This window comes from Actinomyces urogenitalis, from assembly GCF_002861525.1.
Taxonomy (GTDB): domain Bacteria; phylum Actinomycetota; class Actinomycetes; order Actinomycetales; family Actinomycetaceae; genus Actinomyces; species Actinomyces urogenitalis.
Genome location: NZ_PKHA01000004.1, coordinates 35,561 through 52,268 on the forward strand (window position 1 = coordinate 35,561; position 16,708 = coordinate 52,268).

The 16,708-nt window shown below is 68.7% G+C and carries 17 protein-coding genes; 14 read left to right on the plus strand and 3 right to left on the minus strand.

Features of this window, described 5'->3' with window-relative positions:
• Positions 1-91 precede the first annotated feature (91 nt).
• Positions 92-682, plus strand: a complete 591-nt coding sequence (locus tag CYJ26_RS05160; protein WP_006548499.1) for a DJ-1 family glyoxalase III — start codon at positions 92-94, stop codon at positions 680-682.
• A 108-nt stretch (positions 683-790) separates the two neighbouring features.
• Here the strand turns inward: CYJ26_RS05160 and CYJ26_RS05165 are convergent, their stop codons facing one another.
• The 3 genes from CYJ26_RS05165 to CYJ26_RS05175 all read right to left on the minus strand — a co-directional run bounded on the left by CYJ26_RS05165 (position 791) and on the right by CYJ26_RS05175 (position 5,034).
• The gene (locus tag CYJ26_RS05165; protein WP_006548500.1) at positions 791-1,657 is read right to left on the minus strand and encodes an aldo/keto reductase; all 867 of its coding nucleotides are present in this window, start codon (positions 1,655-1,657) and stop codon (positions 791-793) included.
• Positions 1,658-2,221: 564 nt separating this feature from the next.
• Entirely contained in the window at positions 2,222-2,827 is a 606-nt protein-coding gene (locus CYJ26_RS05170) for a hypothetical protein (protein ID WP_006548502.1), read from the minus strand.
• A gap of 44 nt (positions 2,828-2,871) precedes the next feature.
• A complete protein-coding gene (locus tag CYJ26_RS05175) occupies positions 2,872-5,034 on the minus strand; it encodes a PspC domain-containing protein (protein ID WP_101638087.1) in 2,163 nt (720 codons plus the stop codon).
• Between the two features lie 136 nt (positions 5,035-5,170).
• Here CYJ26_RS05175 and CYJ26_RS05180 point away from each other — a divergent pair, with 136 nt between their 5' ends.
• From CYJ26_RS05180 to CYJ26_RS05240, 13 genes are all read left to right on the plus strand, one after another.
• Entirely contained in the window at positions 5,171-6,523 is a 1,353-nt protein-coding gene (locus tag CYJ26_RS05180; RefSeq protein ID WP_081449151.1) for an ATP-binding protein, read from the plus strand.
• Positions 6,520-7,242 carry a response regulator gene (locus CYJ26_RS05185; protein ID WP_006548505.1) on the plus strand — a complete coding sequence of 241 codons (723 nt, stop codon included), beginning with the start codon at positions 6,520-6,522 and terminating at the stop codon, positions 7,240-7,242. Before CYJ26_RS05180 ends, CYJ26_RS05185 begins: the two co-directional genes overlap by 4 nt.
• Positions 7,243-7,276: 34 nt before the next feature.
• Positions 7,277-8,005: an L-threonylcarbamoyladenylate synthase gene (locus CYJ26_RS05190; RefSeq protein WP_006548506.1), complete on the plus strand. Its 729-nt coding sequence runs from the start codon at positions 7,277-7,279 to the stop codon at positions 8,003-8,005.
• Positions 8,002-9,138 carry an MraY family glycosyltransferase gene (locus CYJ26_RS05195; RefSeq protein WP_034237056.1) on the plus strand — a complete coding sequence of 379 codons (1,137 nt, stop codon included), beginning with the start codon at positions 8,002-8,004 and terminating at the stop codon, positions 9,136-9,138. The genes CYJ26_RS05190 and CYJ26_RS05195 overlap by 4 nt, the downstream gene beginning before the upstream one ends.
• Complete coding sequence (locus tag CYJ26_RS05200) at positions 9,135-9,581, plus strand: hypothetical protein (RefSeq protein WP_229082984.1); 447 nt, start codon at positions 9,135-9,137, stop codon at positions 9,579-9,581. Before CYJ26_RS05195 ends, CYJ26_RS05200 begins: the two co-directional genes overlap by 4 nt.
• Before the next feature lie 83 nt (positions 9,582-9,664).
• Complete coding sequence (gene atpB / locus CYJ26_RS05205) at positions 9,665-10,492, plus strand: F0F1 ATP synthase subunit A (protein ID WP_034237055.1); 828 nt, start codon at positions 9,665-9,667, stop codon at positions 10,490-10,492.
• Positions 10,493-10,571: 79 nt separating this feature from the next.
• Entirely contained in the window at positions 10,572-10,775 is a 204-nt protein-coding gene (atpE, locus tag CYJ26_RS05210) for an ATP synthase F0 subunit C (protein WP_006548510.1), read from the plus strand.
• 18 nt (positions 10,776-10,793) lie between these two features.
• A complete protein-coding gene (locus CYJ26_RS05215) occupies positions 10,794-11,393 on the plus strand; it encodes a F0F1 ATP synthase subunit B (RefSeq protein ID WP_006548511.1) in 600 nt (199 codons plus the stop codon).
• Complete coding sequence (locus CYJ26_RS05220) at positions 11,390-12,205, plus strand: F0F1 ATP synthase subunit delta (RefSeq protein WP_024036060.1); 816 nt, start codon at positions 11,390-11,392, stop codon at positions 12,203-12,205. Before CYJ26_RS05215 ends, CYJ26_RS05220 begins: the two co-directional genes overlap by 4 nt.
• A gap of 62 nt (positions 12,206-12,267) precedes the next feature.
• Positions 12,268-13,899 carry a F0F1 ATP synthase subunit alpha gene (gene atpA / locus CYJ26_RS05225; protein WP_034237054.1) on the plus strand — a complete coding sequence of 544 codons (1,632 nt, stop codon included), beginning with the start codon at positions 12,268-12,270 and terminating at the stop codon, positions 13,897-13,899.
• 1 nt (position 13,900) lies between these two features.
• Complete coding sequence (locus CYJ26_RS05230) at positions 13,901-14,845, plus strand: F0F1 ATP synthase subunit gamma (RefSeq protein ID WP_006548514.1); 945 nt, start codon at positions 13,901-13,903, stop codon at positions 14,843-14,845.
• Positions 14,846-14,899: 54 nt separating this feature from the next.
• Entirely contained in the window at positions 14,900-16,357 is a 1,458-nt protein-coding gene (gene atpD / locus CYJ26_RS05235; protein ID WP_006548515.1) for a F0F1 ATP synthase subunit beta, read from the plus strand.
• A gap of 2 nt (positions 16,358-16,359) precedes the next feature.
• Positions 16,360-16,707, plus strand: coding sequence for a F0F1 ATP synthase subunit delta/epsilon (locus CYJ26_RS05240; protein WP_101638113.1), 348 nt, complete (start codon positions 16,360-16,362; stop codon positions 16,705-16,707).
• The last annotated feature ends 1 nt before the right edge of the window (position 16,708 follow it).

Here is a 16,708-nt window from a genome sequence, read left to right on the forward strand (position 1 = left end):
CGGCCCTGCGTGCCGTCAGTGGGGGCCCGCCCTGCCCGGGAGCGTAGGGTCAGCAGTGACCACGACGGTGCTGAGGGAAGGACGCAAGGCGATGGCTGAGTTCAGGGCGGCGACGGACAAGAAGGTCGCGGTGCTCGTGGCCCCGGGGCTGGAGGAGGTTGAGGCGCTGGCGCCGCTGGACATCCTCTTCCGCGCCGGTATCCCGGCGCACCTCATCTCCATCACGCACTCGCGGCAGGTGACGAGCTCTCACCAGGTGGTGCTCAGCTGCACCGCGACCCTGGACGAGCTGTCCGAGGCCGATCTGGACTCCTACGACATGGTTTTCCTGCCTGGTGGGATCCCGGGTACCCCGAACCTCAAGGCTGACGCGCGGGTACGTGAGCTGGTGACGCAGCGCGTGCGTGCGGACCGCCCGGTGGCTGCCATCTGTGCGGCGCCCTCGATCCTGGCCGAGTTGGGGCTGCTGGAGGGGCGGCGGGCGACAGCGAACCCGAGCTTTGTCCAGGTGCTGGCAGATCACGGGGCTCAGGTCAGCGAGGCGAGCGTCGTCGTCGACGGACGGCTGCTCACGAGCCGGGGTATGGCCACGGCCGTGGACCTGGGCCTGGAGATGGTGCGCTTCTACCTCGGTGACGTGGCTGTGGAGGAGATGAAGGAACGGATCGTCTACCAGGGCTGAGGCCTGGTGCGCCTACGCGCCCGGTGATGTGAACGTGGCCTGGCCAGGGCGGAGGCGTTTCCTCCTGCCTGGCCAGGCCACGTCATCAACGTGCCATGTAGACGAGCCTCAGAAGTCGACCTGGTCAGGGTCAGAGTGCTCGGTGTCGTCGACGACGGCGCGTACGGCCTCCATCTGGGCGGGACTGAGCTCGAAGTCGAACAGCTCGGCGTTGGAGCGGATGCGCTCGGGCGTGACGGACTTGGGCAGGATGGCGATGTCCTGCTGCAGCAGCCAGCGCAGGGCCACCTGGGCCGGGGTCCGGCCGATCTGGGCGGCGACGGCGCCCAGCGCAGGATCGCCCAGGACGCGGCCAGATCCCAGCGGGCTCCAGGCCTCGACCGCCAGGCCGTTAGCCTTGGAGCACTCGGCGGCGTCCCACTGGCCGAAGCCGGGGTGCAGCTCGATCTGGTTGACCATGGGGGCCACGCTGGCGTCAGACAGGAGCGCCTCCAGGTGCTTGCGGGTGAAGTTGGAGACGCCGATCGCCCGGGCGCGGCCGGAGGCGTAGATCTCCTCCATGCCGGACCAGGTGGAGGCATTGAGGGCGCGCCAGTCCTGCGGGTGCTGGCGGGAGTTGGCGGGCCAGTGGATGAGGTAGAGGTCCACGTAATCCAGGCCGAGGCGGGACAGGGACTCCTCGATCCCGGCCAAGGCGGCGTCGTGGCCGCGGTGGTCGTTCCACAGCTTGGTGGTGACGAACAGGTCCTTGCGGCTCAGGCCGGCCTCAGCCAGGCCCTCGGCGATACCGCGGCCCACGGCTTCCTCGTTGCCGTAGACGGCGGCGGTGTCGATGTGGCGGTAACCGGCGGCGATTGCCTCCTTGACGCCGGCCGTGGCCTGGGCGGCGTCGGTGACCTGCCAGGTGCCGTAGCCGATCATCGGCATCTGGGTGTTGTGAGCGAGAGGCGTGGTGCCATCCAGGGTGGTGATCATGAGGATCCTTCCGCAGGTGCGGGACGTGGGGGCGCGCGGTGCGGTGCCGTGGCCAGGCTAGGGGAGCAGGTGCTGGGACGGGACCGGTGTTGCTAGGAGCGAATCGGGGAACAAGGGCGTAGGAGAGCTCGGGGAGACGGGCGGCGAGTATTTCCCATGGATTTTTCAGGTTCCCGGGGGGTGATTGTTCAGGGTGGGCGGGTTACATATGAGTCACCGCCGGACGGAACAGGTCACGAGGGTTGGGGAACCCGATGACCGGCCTGGACCGAGACGGCCACGAGTACTAGGGAGCTCGGGGCAGTCGCTTCGGTGAAGGAGGAGCGCTCCGTGGGCCTGGGAACCCACGTCGAGCACCTCAGTGACACAGGCCCTCGGGCCCGGGAGACCGGGCCCGAGGGCTTCGTCCTGTGTGAGCCGCGGTGGGCTGGGGTCGCCTGGCTGGCTGTGTCAGTTCGTCGCTTTAGGTCTTGGACCGTCGATCGCCATGCTTGCCGCACCCGAACCGACTGTCCAGGGCCTGAAGCGACGCGCTCGGGGGAGACGACCCGCCAGAACAGGACTTCAGCGAGCGGGACGGCGTTTGGGCAGGACCGCGATGACGAGCAACGCTGCCCCGGCCGCTGCCAGCAGGACGATCGCCGCGCTGACCGGGTCGATCCTCAGCCCTAGTCCCGTAGCCAGCAGCACCACGCCGATCGTGACCAGGATGAGGCCCCACAGGAGGGTCCCCGGGCGCGGGCCGGAGCGACGAGCCGGCTCCTCGGCCTCGGGCCCCCTGGCCAGCGAGGATCCGGACCACACGACCTCGGGGTCCTGCGGATTCGCGCCGAGGCTGCGTGCCTGCTCAGCGCTGGAGGCGGAGATGGCGGATGCGCGTCCGGCCTCCTCGCCGCTGCGTGCGCCAGGCCAGGGGCGGGTGGAGCGGATCGCCTCCAGAGGGTCGGTCGGCGCCAGGTCATCTGCCGTGGCAGGCGCGGACCAACCTGCCTGAGACAGCTGCTCGGTGGCGGCAGTCGTGGGCAACGCCTCGGTCGGCGCAGCGCCTGGAAGGACCTCAGTGACCTGAGGGGTCTTCTCCGCGGCTGCCTCAGCATCTTCCGGAGACATGACGGTGGTCGGCAGATCGGCAGGCGAGGGGGCGGACATCGGCTGGGTGGGGGAGGTCATGGCTTCTTCTCCTGGTAAGGGTTGCTGAGACGATGGGGTGGCGCTCATGCGGCGGGCTGAGCGGACTGGGTAGCGGTGGGCTCGGCCTCAGCGGACGGGCTCGGGGTGGCTGAGGGATCCGTGGCGGTGGTGGTGCCCTCCTTGGGCACGGAGCCCGTGGCAATGACCTGGTCTAGGCAGCTGGCCATCGCCGCCTTAGCGGTCGGGGTCAGCGAGCTGAGGTTGTCCAGCGTGACCCACTCGTCGGAGTTCTCATAGGAGTTCAGGTCCTCCTCGTCCTGGCTGGCGTACTGCTTGGCGGACAGGGCCTTGGCCTGCGTCAGGCACTGGTTGGCCTGCCCTGCGGAGACGACCGGGTGCGTCATGTCAGGAATCGGTAGATCAGAGTCGGAGTGAGTCTTGCCCTTGACATCCGTCCACGAGTCGACGATCCAGTAGTCGCCCATCTTGTAGCCGGCCCAGAATGGTGAGCCTGCTGCTCTCTCGGACACGGAGATCTCTCCCATGCCGAGCACGGCCTTGATGCTCAGTGCCGGTTCCTCCGCTGCGGCATTCTCCGAGCGCAGCGTGGCGTGGGTGGACAGGCCGTCGTTCTCGTAGATGACGGTGGACAGCAGGCGCTCTCCGGAGAAGGTGAATCTCTCCGGCCACGTCGTGCTGGTCAGGTCGGTCTGGGCACCGTCAGCCGTCCAGCGCCCGTGGACGTCGCCGTGCAGAGTGCCGAGGTTGACAGCGGTGATGGCCTCCATGCTCTGGGTCTGCTTGGTGAGCAGACGAATCGCGCCACTGCCGACCTCGATCGTGACGTTCTTGACCGGGTACGGGCCGTCGCCGAGCTTCGTGAGATCCACAGTCACGTCAGCGGCTCCGTAGGATCCAAGGTCCAGCACCTTGTCCCTCGACTGGGCAGCGTCCTGGAGCATCCGGTCAGTGACGGTCACGACCACGGGACGCAGCTCGACGGCGCCCGAGACAGATCCGGAGGGAAACGCGGTTCCCAGGGCGAGGACGGGGACGGCCGCGAAGGCGGCCAGCCAGCCGAAGCCGGTCATCCAGCCACCACGCCGACCTCGCAGCGCGCTGATGGTCACCCCCAGCCCCAGCAGGCCGACGACGGCACCCGCCGCCACGAGCCCGGCGCCCAGCACACCCAGCGTGCCAGTCGAGACCCCCAGGACGCTGGCTGCCAGCGCGAGGAGGGCCAGGCCCAGGACGATGAGCGAGACCGTGCGGCCAGGACCGGGGACTCGTGGCTTGGGGGGACGCGGAGGCTGGACCGGCTGGAGCGGGCGTGCCGGGGCGGCGGCCGACGGCGGTGGCGTCGACACTCTGGCACCTCCAGGTGCTCCGCTGTAGGTGTAGACCGGTCGTGGGCCACTGCCAGCCGGCGCCTGGGCAGTTGAGGGCGCTGGTCCGGGCTGAGGCGTAGCGGCCGGTGCCGGCGCGGGCTGAGGCGTAGCTGCAGGTGCCGGTCCGGGCTGAGGCGCGGCTGCCGAGCGCGGCGCCTGCCACGCCGCCGCGCCCTGAGGAGGCACAGGTCCTGCTGCCATTGCCGCAGTCTGAGCCTGACGGTGCTCACGCCGACGCTGGATCACCCGTACCACGGCCCAGACGACCAGACACACGACGGCCACGTTGAGACCGAACCATGCCATACCGGCGATCACGTGGCCGAGGCCCTCACCGACGAACCACCCAGGCAGTATGCCGTGGTCACTGAGCGCCGCACCGGCGAGGATGGCGGCAATCGCGCCAGCCAGGCCGGCGTCGACATCGCCCTCCAAGGCCTGCTGGACGTGAATGCGCCCGTCACGCTCCTCAGGTATGAGCGCCCAGCCCAGCCCGTAGATGATGAGCCCGACGCCGGTAAAGACGCACAGCACCGCCCACACGCAGCGCACGAGCACGGGATCGACGCCGAGGCGACGTGCCAGCCCACCAGCCACACCACCGACCCACCGCTGCTCGGTGCGGACCAGGCCGGTGCGACGCACGGAGTCAAAGAAGCCATCGGTGGGACGCGGACCCCCAGGGGCCTGGTAGTGGTAGCCGGTGGGGTCTGGCTGCGGGCCTGGGTGCCCAGGACCCGCCTGGTAGCCAGGGCCCGCCTGGAAGCCGGCTTCGGCCTGCGCGGACGGGCCAGCGGACTGCTCGCCGCCCTGGGCGGGATCGTGGGGGGCCTGTGAAGGCTGCTCGGGATTGCTCATGGCTCTATGCTCCCGGGCGGGCCTGTCCCAGCGCGATGAGGGGAGACCCTGAGCCGCCCCTGATTCCTCGACTCCGCGCCCCTGGTTCCACCCTCAGGGAGGTATTTCTGTCTCACCCACGTGCCACGATGGAGCCATGACGACGACGGCCACACCACGACGCGCCTCCACGCGCCTGCCGCTGCGCCGCCCTCTGCGTGCCTCTGCGTCCGCCGTGGTCCCCGGTGCTCACGGCACGCCCCTGCCCCAAGAGGCTCCACGCCGTGTGGTCGGCGGAGTCTGTGCCGGTCTGGCCGCGCACCTGGGACTGGCGGTGGCCGGGGTCCGTCTCGCTATGGTGGCGGCTGCCTTCATGGCGGGAGCGGGCGTCCTGCTCTATCTCCTGCTATGGGCCTTCGTACCAGCCGGCGATCCCTGGGCTGAGGCCGCCGGTCAAGTCCCGCCAGCGCGCGCCCGGCTCGCCTCACGCCTGCAGTCCCCCTCCGACGGCGCCTCACGTCTGTCCGCCAACGCCACCACGCTGCTGGGTGGAGGCGCGCTCGTACTCGCCGCGCTGCTCATCACCGTGTGGCGGGCCGGCTACCTCCCGGCCGGGCAGTGGTTGCTGCCGGCCCTGGTCATCGCAGCAGGCGCAGCCCTGTCCTGGTCCCAGATTGACGCTGTGACCGGGCCTGAGCGTGACCGCGGCGCCACACTGCGCCTGGCAGGCGGGGTCGTTCTGGCCGCCGTGGGCATCCTCCTGGTCATCGGCGCGGACACCCCTCCACGGGTCCTGCTGACCGGAGCGCTGACGGGCGGTGCGCTGGTGATCTGCATCGCGCTCGTGCTCGCGCCCGTGTGGCTGCAGACCAACCGGGCCATGAACCAGGCCCGCGCCGCTGAGGTGCGCGAGGCCGAGCGCGCGGACATCGCCGCTCACCTTCACGACTCTGTCCTGCAGACCCTCACCCTCATCCGCAAGCGGGCGGACGAGCCTGAGACCGTGGCCCGTCTGGCGCGCTCCCAGGAGAGGGAGCTGCGTGCCTGGCTCTATACCGACCGTCCGGAGGCCGGCACCTCGGTGGCCGATGCCGTGCGGGACCTGGTGGGGGAGATCGAGGACCGCTACGGCGTGGGGATCGACCTGGTCATCGTCGGGGACCGTGCCCCGGACCGTGAGACCGAGGTCGTCGTGGCCGCGGCGCGTGAAGCCCTATCCAACGCCGTGCGCCACGGCGCCCCACCGGTCAGCGTCTATGCCGAGATCGCGGCGGAGAGCCTGGAGGTCTTCGTGCGAGACCGTGGGACCGGCTTCGATCTCGACGAGATCGCTTCCGACCGCCACGGCGTGCGCGAGTCGATCATCGCCCGCATGTCTCGCCACGGTGGCCAGGCCAGGATCCGCCGTCTGGAGCAGGGCACCGAGGTCCATCTGGCACTCACGTCCTCCCTCCCCGCATCTTCCTCGTCCTCCTCGCACCGTCCCACCTCCGTATCCTCAGGATCATGATGGCCTCGACCTCCTCCCTCCCCGCCGGCTCTGCCTCACAGGAGACTGGCAGCGGGGCTCCTGCCCGCCTACGACTCCTCGTCGTTGACGACCACGCCCTGGTACGTGCCGGGGTGCGCGCTGAGCTGACCTCCCACGCCGCCGACCTCGAGGTGGTGGCCGAAGCGGACGACGTCGAGGGTGCGATTGCTGCGGTCCACGCGCTTGCGCCCGACGTCGTCCTCCTCGATGTCCACCTGCCCGGCGGCAACGGTGGGGGAGGGACAGAGGTCGTGGCCTCCTGCCATGACGTGCCTGCCACCCGTTTTCTGGCGCTGAGCGTCTCCGACGCCTCCGAGGACGTCGTCGGCGTCATCCGCGCGGGCGCCCGGGGCTACGTCACCAAGGCCATCTCCACCGCGGACCTGGCCCAGGCCGTGCGACGCGTGGCCGCCGGTGACGCCGCCTTCTCCCCGCGGCTGGCCGGATTCGTCCTGGACGCCTTCGGGGCAGGGACGGGAGAGGTCGCCGTGGCCGACTCCGAGCTGGACCGCCTGTCTGCGCGTGAGCGCGAGGTCATGCGGCTTATCGCCCGCGGCTACACCTACAAGGAGTGTGCCTCCGAGCTCTTCATCTCGGTCAAGACGGTGGAGACACACGTATCCGCTGTGCTGCGCAAGCTTCAACTGTCCAACCGCAACGAGCTCACTCGCTGGGCCGCCGCGCGGCGCATCGTGTGAGGCGGTCACCGGGGGTGAGCAGGATCGTGGGAGGATGACCGACGTGAACGAGGACCGGACCCTGAGTACCGTCGTCGCGCATGTGCGTGACGGGGGGCTCGTCATCATCCCGACCGACACGGTCTACGGCATCGGCACTCTCGCCTCGGACGCGGCCGCCGTTGCACGCCTGCTGGCAGCCAAGGGCCGCGGGCGCCAGATGCCCCCGCCCGTTCTCGTCGCAGGGCCTGACCAGCTCGACGGCGTGGTCGGAGCGCTGCCGCCTGCCGCCCAGGCGCTGATGGAGGCCTTCTGGCCCGGTGCCCTGACCATCATCCTGGACGCCGCACCGGACCTGGGCTGGGACCTGGGGGAGACCGGCGGGACTATCGCTGTGCGCATGCCTGACCACCCTCTCGCCCTGGAGCTGCTGCGCGCCACCGGCCCGATGGCGGTCACCAGCGCTAACCACACCGGTCAGCCCCCGGCTACAGACGCTGCCAGCGCGCGGGTGGCCTTCCCCGGCCGCGTGCGCGAGGCCGGCTCACCGGGCGCCGGCTCGCCCGACCGCAGCGAGGGGGACATTCTCCTGCTCGACGGCGGAGCCACCCCGGGCCCAGTCCCCTCCACGATCGTCTCGCTGGCCGGGGATCATGCCTACTCTCCCCGTATCATCCGCGACGGCGTGCTCTCACTCAGCCAGCTCGCCGTCGTCCTGGACCCGGTCCTCACGCAGGCGGGAGCGTCCCCGATGACGGCCGGCAGCGAGGTCCCGCGTCCGTGAGGCTCTACCTGCTCATCATGCTTATCGCGGCGGCTGTCACCTACCTGACGGTCCCCGTGGTCCGGCACGTCGCCTTGGTCACCAACGCCCTGACGCCGGTGCGTGCCCGAGACGTGCACTCCACGCCGATCCCCCGCCTGGGTGGGGTGGCGATGTTCGCGGGCTTCGCCACGGCGATGGCGGTGGCTTCGCGCGTGCCCTTCCTCGGAGGCGTCATCGACCGCTCGGCCTGGGCCGTGGTGCTGGGAGCGGGGCTGGTGTGCCTGCTGGGTGTCATCGATGACCTGTGGGACCTGGACTGGCTGACCAAGTTCTCCGGGCAGGTGCTGGCGGCCGGCCTCATGGCGTGGCAGGGAGTCCAGCTCATTACCTTCCCCATTGGCGGGCTGACCATCGGTTCCTCGCGCCTGTCACTGATCTCCACGGTGCTCGTGGTGGTTGCGGCAATCAACGCCGTCAACTTCGTCGACGGTCTGGACGGGCTGGCGGCTGGCATCATCGGCATCGGTGCCAGTGCCTTCTTCGCCTACGTCTACGTGCTGACGCGCATAACCTCGCCGGGCTCCTACACCTCGCTGGCGGCTACGGTGGTCGCGGCGCTGCTGGGCATCTGCCTGGGGTTCCTGCCGCACAACTTCCATCCCGCCAAGATCTTCATGGGGGACTCCGGCTCGATGCAGCTGGGGCTGCTGTCCGCCGCGGGCACGATCATCGTCACCGGCCAGATCGATCCTGGTGCCTTCGCCGGGCAGACGGCCCTGCCGGTCTTCCTGCCGATCCTGCTGCCCCTGGCCGTCCTCCTGCTGCCGCTGACGGACATGATGATGGCGATCGTGCGGCGTACCCGGGCGGGCCACAGCCCCTTCCATCCCGACCGTATGCATATGCACCACCGCCTCCTGGCTGCCGGGCACTCCCACCGCCGTGCCGTGCTCGTGATGTACCTGTGGGCCGCCGTCGCCTCCTACTCCGTGGCAGCGATGGCCTTCTTCCCCCTGCGCTGGGTGCTGCCCGGGGCAGGAATCGCCCTGGTGTTCACCGTTCTCATGACGGTTGACCTCATGCCGGGCCTGCGTCAGGCCTGGCGCCGACGCATGACGACCCGCCGGATCCGCCCGAAGGACCTTTCATGACTCCCACGCCACCGCCTCCTGGCCCGCTCAGCCACCAGGAGGTCTTCCGCCGTACTGCTCGGCGTGTGCTCGTCGTCGGCCTCGTGCTGGCGGCCCTGGCCTTGGCAGGGGGAGGGGTGACAGGCGGTCAGGCCTGGTCCGGTGTGCTGTGGGGAGCCGGGGCAGGAGCCGTGCTGACGATCGTGACGGCGGCGGCACTGGCTGTGCCGTGGGATCGCTACCCGCTGCTGGCCTCCAGCGGCGTCATGATCTCCTTCGCCGCCAAGATCGTGGTCATGGTCGCCGTGGTGGTGCTTGCCGGACCGTACAAGGCCAGCTTCTCTGCGGGCTGGTTCTTCGCCAGCCTGGCTGTGATCCTTCTCGCGGTCACGGCTGTCGAGGTCGGCAGCCTGGCCACAGGCCGCACACTGACCGTCCAACCTCCTCAGGACACCGACGACTGAGGTGGACCACGCGTCACTTTCGGCTAGAGTGACGCACGACGCCGTCCCGTCCCGACGGTATCCCATCATCCAAAGGAGGTCTGGTGATCAGGAGCGCTGCCCTGGCGGCCAGCCTGTCCGCACTCGCACCGGCTGCGAGCGAGGTCGACGGCTTCGAGCCTCCTTCAATCTCGGACTTCTTCCCGGAGAGTTTCGCCTTCGTCGGCACGCCCTTTGAGCTCAACCGCATCATGATGGTGCGACTGATCATGGTGGCCGCCCTCCTGCTCTTCTTCGGCATCGGTGCCGCGCGGGCCAAGGTTGTTCCCGGGCGCTTCCAGAACGTGTGCGAGATGCTGCTGGACTTCGCCCGCGTCAACATCGCCGAGGAGATCATCGGCAAGAAACGCGCCCAGCCCTACGTCCCCATCATCACCACGATCTTCCTGGGCGTGCTGTTCATGAACATCTCGGGCATCATCCCGGGTCTGAACATCGCTGCCACCAGCGTCATCGGTATGCCGATCGTCTACGCGGTGGTGGCCTACATCGCCTTCGCCTACGCCGGGGTCAAGAACCACGGGGTGGGTGGGTTCCTGCGCGGATCGGTGCTGCCTGGTGGCGTACCCAAGCTGCTGTGGCCGCTCATCATCCCCATCGAGTTCCTCTCCAACCTCATCATGAGGCCGGTGACCCTGACCATCCGACTCCTGGCCAACATGGTCTCCGGCCACCTACTGCTGGCCCTGTGCTACGCAGCGACCAACTACTTCTTCCTCTACGCCGCAGGGGCCATGAAGGCTATGGGCGTGGTGACCTTCTCCGTCGCGATCGTCTTCGTGCTCTTCGAGCTCTTCGTCGCGGCGCTGCAGGCTTACATCTTTGCTCTGCTGACGGCTGTGTACATCGAGTCCTCGATCAACACGCACTGACCTGACCTTCCGCACATCTCAATACCTCTCACACCAGCGAGCAGGCACTGGCCCGTTCGTGCGAACACAAGGAGAAACCATGGAGGGAAACCTCGCGACCATCGGCTACGGCCTCGCCACGCTCGGCCCGGGCATCGGTATCGGCCTGCTCGTGGCCAAGACCCAGGAGGGCACTGCCCGCCAGCCTGAGGTTGCCGGCGCCCTGCGCACCAACATGTTCATTGGTGCCGCCCTCATCGAGGCTCTGGGTCTGCTCGGCTTCGCCGCGGGCTTCGTCTTCTGATCTGGGGCGGTCGCCTCCATGACCTCACTAACCCTGTCCACGGCCCTCGCGCCGGCGGTCCTGGCTGCCTCTGGCAGCGAGGGCAATATCCTGCTGCCGCACAGCTATGACCTGGTGTGGGGCACGATTGCCTTCCTGCTGATCGCTGGGCTCCTCATCTTCTTCGCTCTGCCCCGCTTCACCGCGGTGCTGGACGAGCGCACGAAGAAGATCGAGGAGGGCCTGGCCCTGGCTGACAAGGCCAAGGAGGACCAGAAGGACGCCGAGCTCAAGGCTGCGCGCCTGGTTGAGGACGCCCGCCGCGAGGCGGCCCAGATCCGTGACCAGGCCCAGGACGAGGCTCGACTCATTATCGCTCAGGCCCGCACCGAGGCCCAGGCTGAGGCCGGACGCGCCCTGGAGGCCGCCCAGCGCCAGATCCTGGCTGACAGGCAGGCCGCTCAGATCTCGCTGCGCTCCGACGTCGGCCTCCTGGCGACCTCGCTCGCGGAGAAGATCGTTGGTGAACAGCTGAGCGACGCCGCGGTCTCCTCCCGGGTCATCGACCGCTTCCTGGACAGCCTGGAGTCTGACACCGACGCCCTGGCCCAGGAAGCCGCCCACGGGGAGGCTCGGTGAACACCGGAACCTCCGCGTCTCGGGACGCGGCTCGTCAGGCCTGGGACCCCGTGCTCGTCGCTGCCGGCGCCGCGGGGCAGGAGCTGGGTGAGCAGATCCTCGCCCTGGCTCACCAGGTTGCCAAGGCCCGGCTCGCCGGGCCGCTGACGGACCCCGGTCGCGACGGCGAGGACAAGGCGGCGCTCGTGGGCCGTCTGCTGGAGGGCAAGGTCGACGCGCGCGTCGTCGAGCTCCTCCAGGGGATGGTGCGTGGGCGCTGGTCCGCCCCCGTCGACCTCATCTCCTCTCTCCACGACCTGGGTATCGCCTCGGTCCTGGCGGGTGCACGCGCCGACGGGACGGTCGACGACGTCGAGCAGGAGCTCTTCGACGTCACCGACGTCATCACGGCCAACCGTGACCTGCGTCAGGCGCTCGAGCCCTCGCGGCGCACGACGACGGAGGACCGGGTACGTCTGGCCCGCTCCCTGTTCGCCACGCGCCTGTCGGCACCGGCGATGAGCCTGTTGACCTGGTGCGTGCGTCACCGTACTGAGGGCGGCGTCCCGCGCAACCTGCGCCGCGTCACCGAGCTGGCAGCCGCGATGCAGTCACGCGTCATCGCTGACGTCGTGACCGCTGTGCCCATGACCCGTCAGCAGGAGGGGCGCCTCATCGCGGTCCTGCAGCGCAGGCTGGGAAGCGACGTCGAGCTCAACACGATGGTCGACCCTGCCGTCGTCGGCGGGGCCAAGGTCACCGTCGGGAACGTTGTCATTGACTCCACCGTGAGCTCTTCCATCCACGACCTGCGGGCGGCTCTGGCGTCCTGACGCCGCCCACACCACACGTCCCGGTCCTTGGACCGGTTCCACCACCCACAAGGAGACGACAGATGGCTGACCTGACCATCAGGCCGGAGGAGATCCGCTCCGCGCTCGACGAGTTCGTCGAGTCCTACAAGCCCGCCGAGGTGGCTGCCGAGGAGGTCGGTCACGTCGTCTTCGCCGCGGACGGCATCGCCCACGTCGAAGGCCTGCCCGGCGTCATGGCCAACGAGCTGCTGACCTTCGAGGACGGCACCGCGGGACTGGCGATGAACCTGGACGAGCGCCAGATCGGCGTCGTCGTCCTGGGCGACTTCACCGGCATCGACGAGGGCCAGGTGGTCCGCCGCACCGGAGAGGTCCTGTCCGTGCCGGTAGGCGACGGCTACCTGGGACGCGTCGTCGACCCGCTGGGCCGCCCGATCGACGGCCTGGGCGAGATCGCCTCCGAAGGCAGGCGCGCCCTGGAGCTCCAGGCTCCCGGCGTCATGTCCCGTAAGTCCGTGCACGAGCCCCTGCAGACCGGGCTCAAGGCCATTGACTCGATGATCCCGATCGGTCGTGGTCAGCGCCAGCTCATCATCGGTGACCGCAAGACCGGTAAGACCGCGATCGCCCTGGACACCATCCTCAACCAGAAGGCTGCCTGGGACAGCGGGGACCCGGACAAGCAGGTGCGCTGTATCTACGTAGCTACCGGCCAGAAGGGCTCGACCATCGCCTCGGTGCGCGCCACCCTGGAGGAGCGCGGTGCCCTGGAGTACACGACGATCATCGCCTCCCCGGCCTCAGACCCGGCGGGATTCAAGTACCTCTCGCCCTACACCGGTTCGGCTATCGGCCAGCACTGGATGTACGCCGGCAAGCACGTGCTCATCGTCTTTGACGACCTGTCCAAGCAGGCCGAGGCCTACCGAGCGGTATCGCTGCTGCTGCGCCGTCCGCCGGGCCGCGAGGCCTACCCCGGTGACGTCTTCTACCTGCACTCGCGTCTGCTGGAGCGTTGCGCCAAGCTCTCCGACGACCTGGGCGCCGGCTCGATGACGGGACTGCCCATCATCGAGACCAAGGCCAACGACGTCTCCGCCTACATCCCGACCAACGTCATCTCCATCACCGACGGTCAGATCTTCCTTCAGTCCGATCTGTTCAACGCGGACCAGCGTCCCGCCGTCGACGTGGGTATCTCGGTCTCCCGTGTGGGTGGCGCGGCCCAGATCAAGGCGATGAAGAAGGTCGCCGGTACGCTCAAGCTCACGCTTGCCCAGTACCGCTCGATGCAGGCCTTCGCGATGTTCGCCTCTGACCTGGACGCCGCCACGCGCCAGCAGCTCACCCGCGGTGAGCGCCTCATGGAGCTGCTCAAGCAGCCGCAGTTCACGCCCTACCCCGTGCAGGAGCAGGTCGTGAGCGTGTGGACGGGCACCAACGGCTACCTCGACGACCTCGAGGTCAGTGAGGTCCTGCCCTTCGAGGCGGCTCTGCTGGGCTACCTGCGTCGCAGTTCCTCGGTGCTGGAGACCATCCGCTCCACCGGGCAGCTGACCGAGGAGACCGAGGCCCAGCTCAAGGCAGACGTCGAGGCCTTCCGCAGCTCCTACGCGGCTGGCGACCACTTGCTGACCGGCGAGGTCGCCGCTGCCGAGGACGAGGCCCCGGCCGAGCGCACGAGCGAGCAGATCGTGCTCAAGAGGGGCTGACGTGGCAGGCAACCAGCGCGTCTACAAGCAGCGGATCCGCTCCACCCAGACCCTCCAGAAGGTCTTCAGGGCGATGGAGCTCATCGCCTCCTCGCGGATCGGTGTTGCACGTCGCAACGCTCAGGAGGCGGGGCCCTATGACCACGCCCTGAGCCAGGCGGTGGCCGCCGTTGGTACCCACTCCAGCCTTGACCACCCCATCACCCAGGAGCGCAGCGACACCAAGCGGGTGGCGGTCCTCGTGGTCACCTCGGACCGAGGCATGGCCGGCGCCTACTCCGCCACCGTCCTGCGTGAGTCGGAGCGGCTGATCGACCAGCTCGTCGAGGAGGGCAAGGAGCCGGTGGTCTTCACCGCCGGACGCCGGGCCCTGTCCTACTTCTCCTTCCGCGAGCGTGAGGTCGAGCGGTCCTGGACCGGCGAGTCAGATCGCCCCGGCGAGGAGATGATCGAGGACATCGCCCAGGCTCTGCTGGAGAGCTTCCTGGCTCCTGCCGAGCAAGGGGGCGTCGCCGAGGTGCATATCGTCTTCACCCGGTACGTCTCCATGGTCTCCCAGGTCCCCGAGGTCCGGCGGATGCTTCCGCTGACCGTCGTGGACGTGGACGGTCCCAGCGAGCTGGACCGTGAGGACCACGTGCGCGGCACGGAGTACCAGAAGGCTGAGGCCACCGGTGCTGCCCCGCTCTACGAGTTTGCTCCCTCAGCTGAGCTGGTCCTGGATGCGCTGCTGACCCGCTACGTGCGCAGCCGCATCCGCAACGCCCTCCTCCAGGCCGCGGCCTCGGAGCTGGCCAGCCGCCAGCAGGCCATGCACACGGCCACGGACAATGCTGAGGACCTCATCAACACCTACACCAGGCTCGCCAACCAGGCGCGCCAGGGAGACATCACCCAGGAGATCTCTGAGATCGTCTCGGGTGCCGACGCCCTGGCCGCTGAGTAGCGATCCCACAAGCCCACCGACCACTGCCAGACACGGACACGGAAGATACGGATCATGGCTGACGAGACCACCACCGCCCCGGCGGCAACCCCCGGGACCGGACGCATCACGCGGATCATCGGCGCCGTCGTCGACGTCGAGTTCCCGCCCGACGCCATCCCGGAGATGTACAACGCCCTCAAGGTGACCATCAAGGGCACCGGCGAGGGGGACGAGGACCACGAGATCACCCTCGAGGTTGCCCAGCACCTGGGGGACAACATCGTGCGCACGATCTCCCTCAAGCCCACCGACGGCCTGGTGCGTGGCTCCCAGGTTCGTGACACCGGCGCCCCGATCACCGTGCCGGTCGGTGACGTGACCAAGGGTCACGTCTTCAACGTCACCGGTGAGGTCCTCAACCTCGCCCCGGGCGAGAGGCTTGAGGTGACCGAGCGCTGGCCGATCCACCGCCAGCCCCCGGCTTTCGACCAGCTCGAGGCCAAGGAGCAGATGTTTGAGACCGGCATCAAGGTCATCGACCTGCTCACCCCCTATGTCCAGGGTGGCAAGATCGGCCTGTTCGGTGGTGCGGGTGTGGGCAAGACCGTCCTCATCCAGGAGATGATCCAGCGTGTGGCCCAGAACCACGGCGGTGTCTCCGTCTTCGCCGGTGTGGGTGAGCGTACCCGTGAGGGTAACGACCTCATCGTCGAGATGGACGAGGCCGGCGTCTTTGACAAGACCGCCCTCGTATTCGGCCAGATGGACGAGCCGCCGGGCACGCGTCTGCGTGTGGCGCTGTCCGCGCTGACGATGGCGGAGTACTTCCGCGACGTCCAGCACCAGGACGTGCTGCTGTTCATCGACAACATCTTCCGTTTCACCCAGGCCGGCTCTGAGGTCTCCACGCTGCTGGGGCGCATGCCCTCGGCCGTGGGTTACCAGCCGAACCTGGCCGACGAGATGGGTCAGCTCCAGGAGCGCATCACCTCCGCGGGCGGTCACTCAATTACCTCGCTGCAGGCCATTTACGTGCCTGCTGACGACTACACCGACCCGGCTCCGGCCACGACCTTCGCGCACCTGGACGCCACCACCGAGCTCTCTCGTGAGATCGCCTCCCGTGGTATCTACCCGGCCGTGGACCCGCTGGCCTCCTCCTCGCGCCTGCTTGCCCCCCAGTTCGTGGGCGAGGAGCACTACGAGGTCGCCACCCGCGTGAAGTCCATCCTGCAGAAGAACAAGGAGCTGCAGGACATCATCGCGATCCTGGGTGTGGACGAGCTGTCCGAGGAGGACAAGGTCACGGTCAACCGTGCCCGCCGCATCGAGCAGTTCCTGTCCCAGAACACCTACATGGCTGAGAAGTTCACCGGCGTTCCGGGCTCCACGGTGCCGCTGAGCGAGACCATCGAGGCCTTCAAGCGCATCGCCGACGGCGACTACGACCACGTGCCTGAGCAGGCCTTCTACAACATCGGCGGCATCGAGGACCTCGAGCGTCGCGCCGCTGAGCTTGCCGAGAAGTGACCATGGCGGGTACGCGTGAGCTGAGCGTCGAGGTCGTCTCCCGTCGCGGGGGGACGGCCTGGCAGGGCAGCGTCCGCAGCGTCTCGGTCCCGCTGATCGACGGCGAGCTGGGTGTGCTGCCTGGTCGTCAGCCGGTCCTGGCTCTGCTGGGCCGTGGCGGGGTACGGATCGAGACCGTGGAGGGTGAGTCTGTGACCCTTGAGGTTGCCGGCGGCTTCTGTTCGGTGGACCAGGACGTCGTCACGGTGGCGGCCGACCGCGTCGACTCCGAGATCACCGGAGACGACGCCTCGGACATTGACCTGGTCAGCGAGCACGTCGTGGCGACCGACTCGGAGAACCTGGACTGAG

Excerpts from the sequence above, each read along its gene's own strand:
- CYJ26_RS05160 (WP_006548499.1), top strand. The coding sequence starts at position 92 with ATGGCTGAGTTCAGGGCGGCGACGGACAAGAAGGTCGCGGTGCTCGTG.
- CYJ26_RS05165 (WP_006548500.1), bottom strand. The coding sequence starts at position 1,657 with ATGATCACCACCCTGGATGGCACCACGCCTCTCGCTCACAACACCCAG.
- CYJ26_RS05170 (WP_006548502.1), bottom strand. The coding sequence starts at position 2,827 with ATGACCTCCCCCACCCAGCCGATGTCCGCCCCCTCGCCTGCCGATCTG.
- CYJ26_RS05175 (WP_101638087.1), bottom strand. The coding sequence starts at position 5,034 with ATGAGCAATCCCGAGCAGCCTTCACAGGCCCCCCACGATCCCGCCCAG.
- CYJ26_RS05180 (WP_081449151.1), top strand. The coding sequence starts at position 5,171 with ATGACGACGACGGCCACACCACGACGCGCCTCCACGCGCCTGCCGCTG.
- CYJ26_RS05185 (WP_006548505.1), top strand. The coding sequence starts at position 6,520 with ATGATGGCCTCGACCTCCTCCCTCCCCGCCGGCTCTGCCTCACAGGAG.
- CYJ26_RS05190 (WP_006548506.1), top strand. The coding sequence starts at position 7,277 with ATGACCGACGTGAACGAGGACCGGACCCTGAGTACCGTCGTCGCGCAT.
- CYJ26_RS05200 (WP_229082984.1), top strand. The coding sequence starts at position 9,135 with ATGACTCCCACGCCACCGCCTCCTGGCCCGCTCAGCCACCAGGAGGTC.
- atpE (WP_006548510.1), top strand. The coding sequence starts at position 10,572 with ATGGAGGGAAACCTCGCGACCATCGGCTACGGCCTCGCCACGCTCGGC.
- CYJ26_RS05215 (WP_006548511.1), top strand. The coding sequence starts at position 10,794 with ATGACCTCACTAACCCTGTCCACGGCCCTCGCGCCGGCGGTCCTGGCT.
- atpA (WP_034237054.1), top strand. The coding sequence starts at position 12,268 with ATGGCTGACCTGACCATCAGGCCGGAGGAGATCCGCTCCGCGCTCGAC.
- atpD (WP_006548515.1), top strand. The coding sequence starts at position 14,900 with ATGGCTGACGAGACCACCACCGCCCCGGCGGCAACCCCCGGGACCGGA.
- CYJ26_RS05240 (WP_101638113.1), top strand. The coding sequence starts at position 16,360 with ATGGCGGGTACGCGTGAGCTGAGCGTCGAGGTCGTCTCCCGTCGCGGG.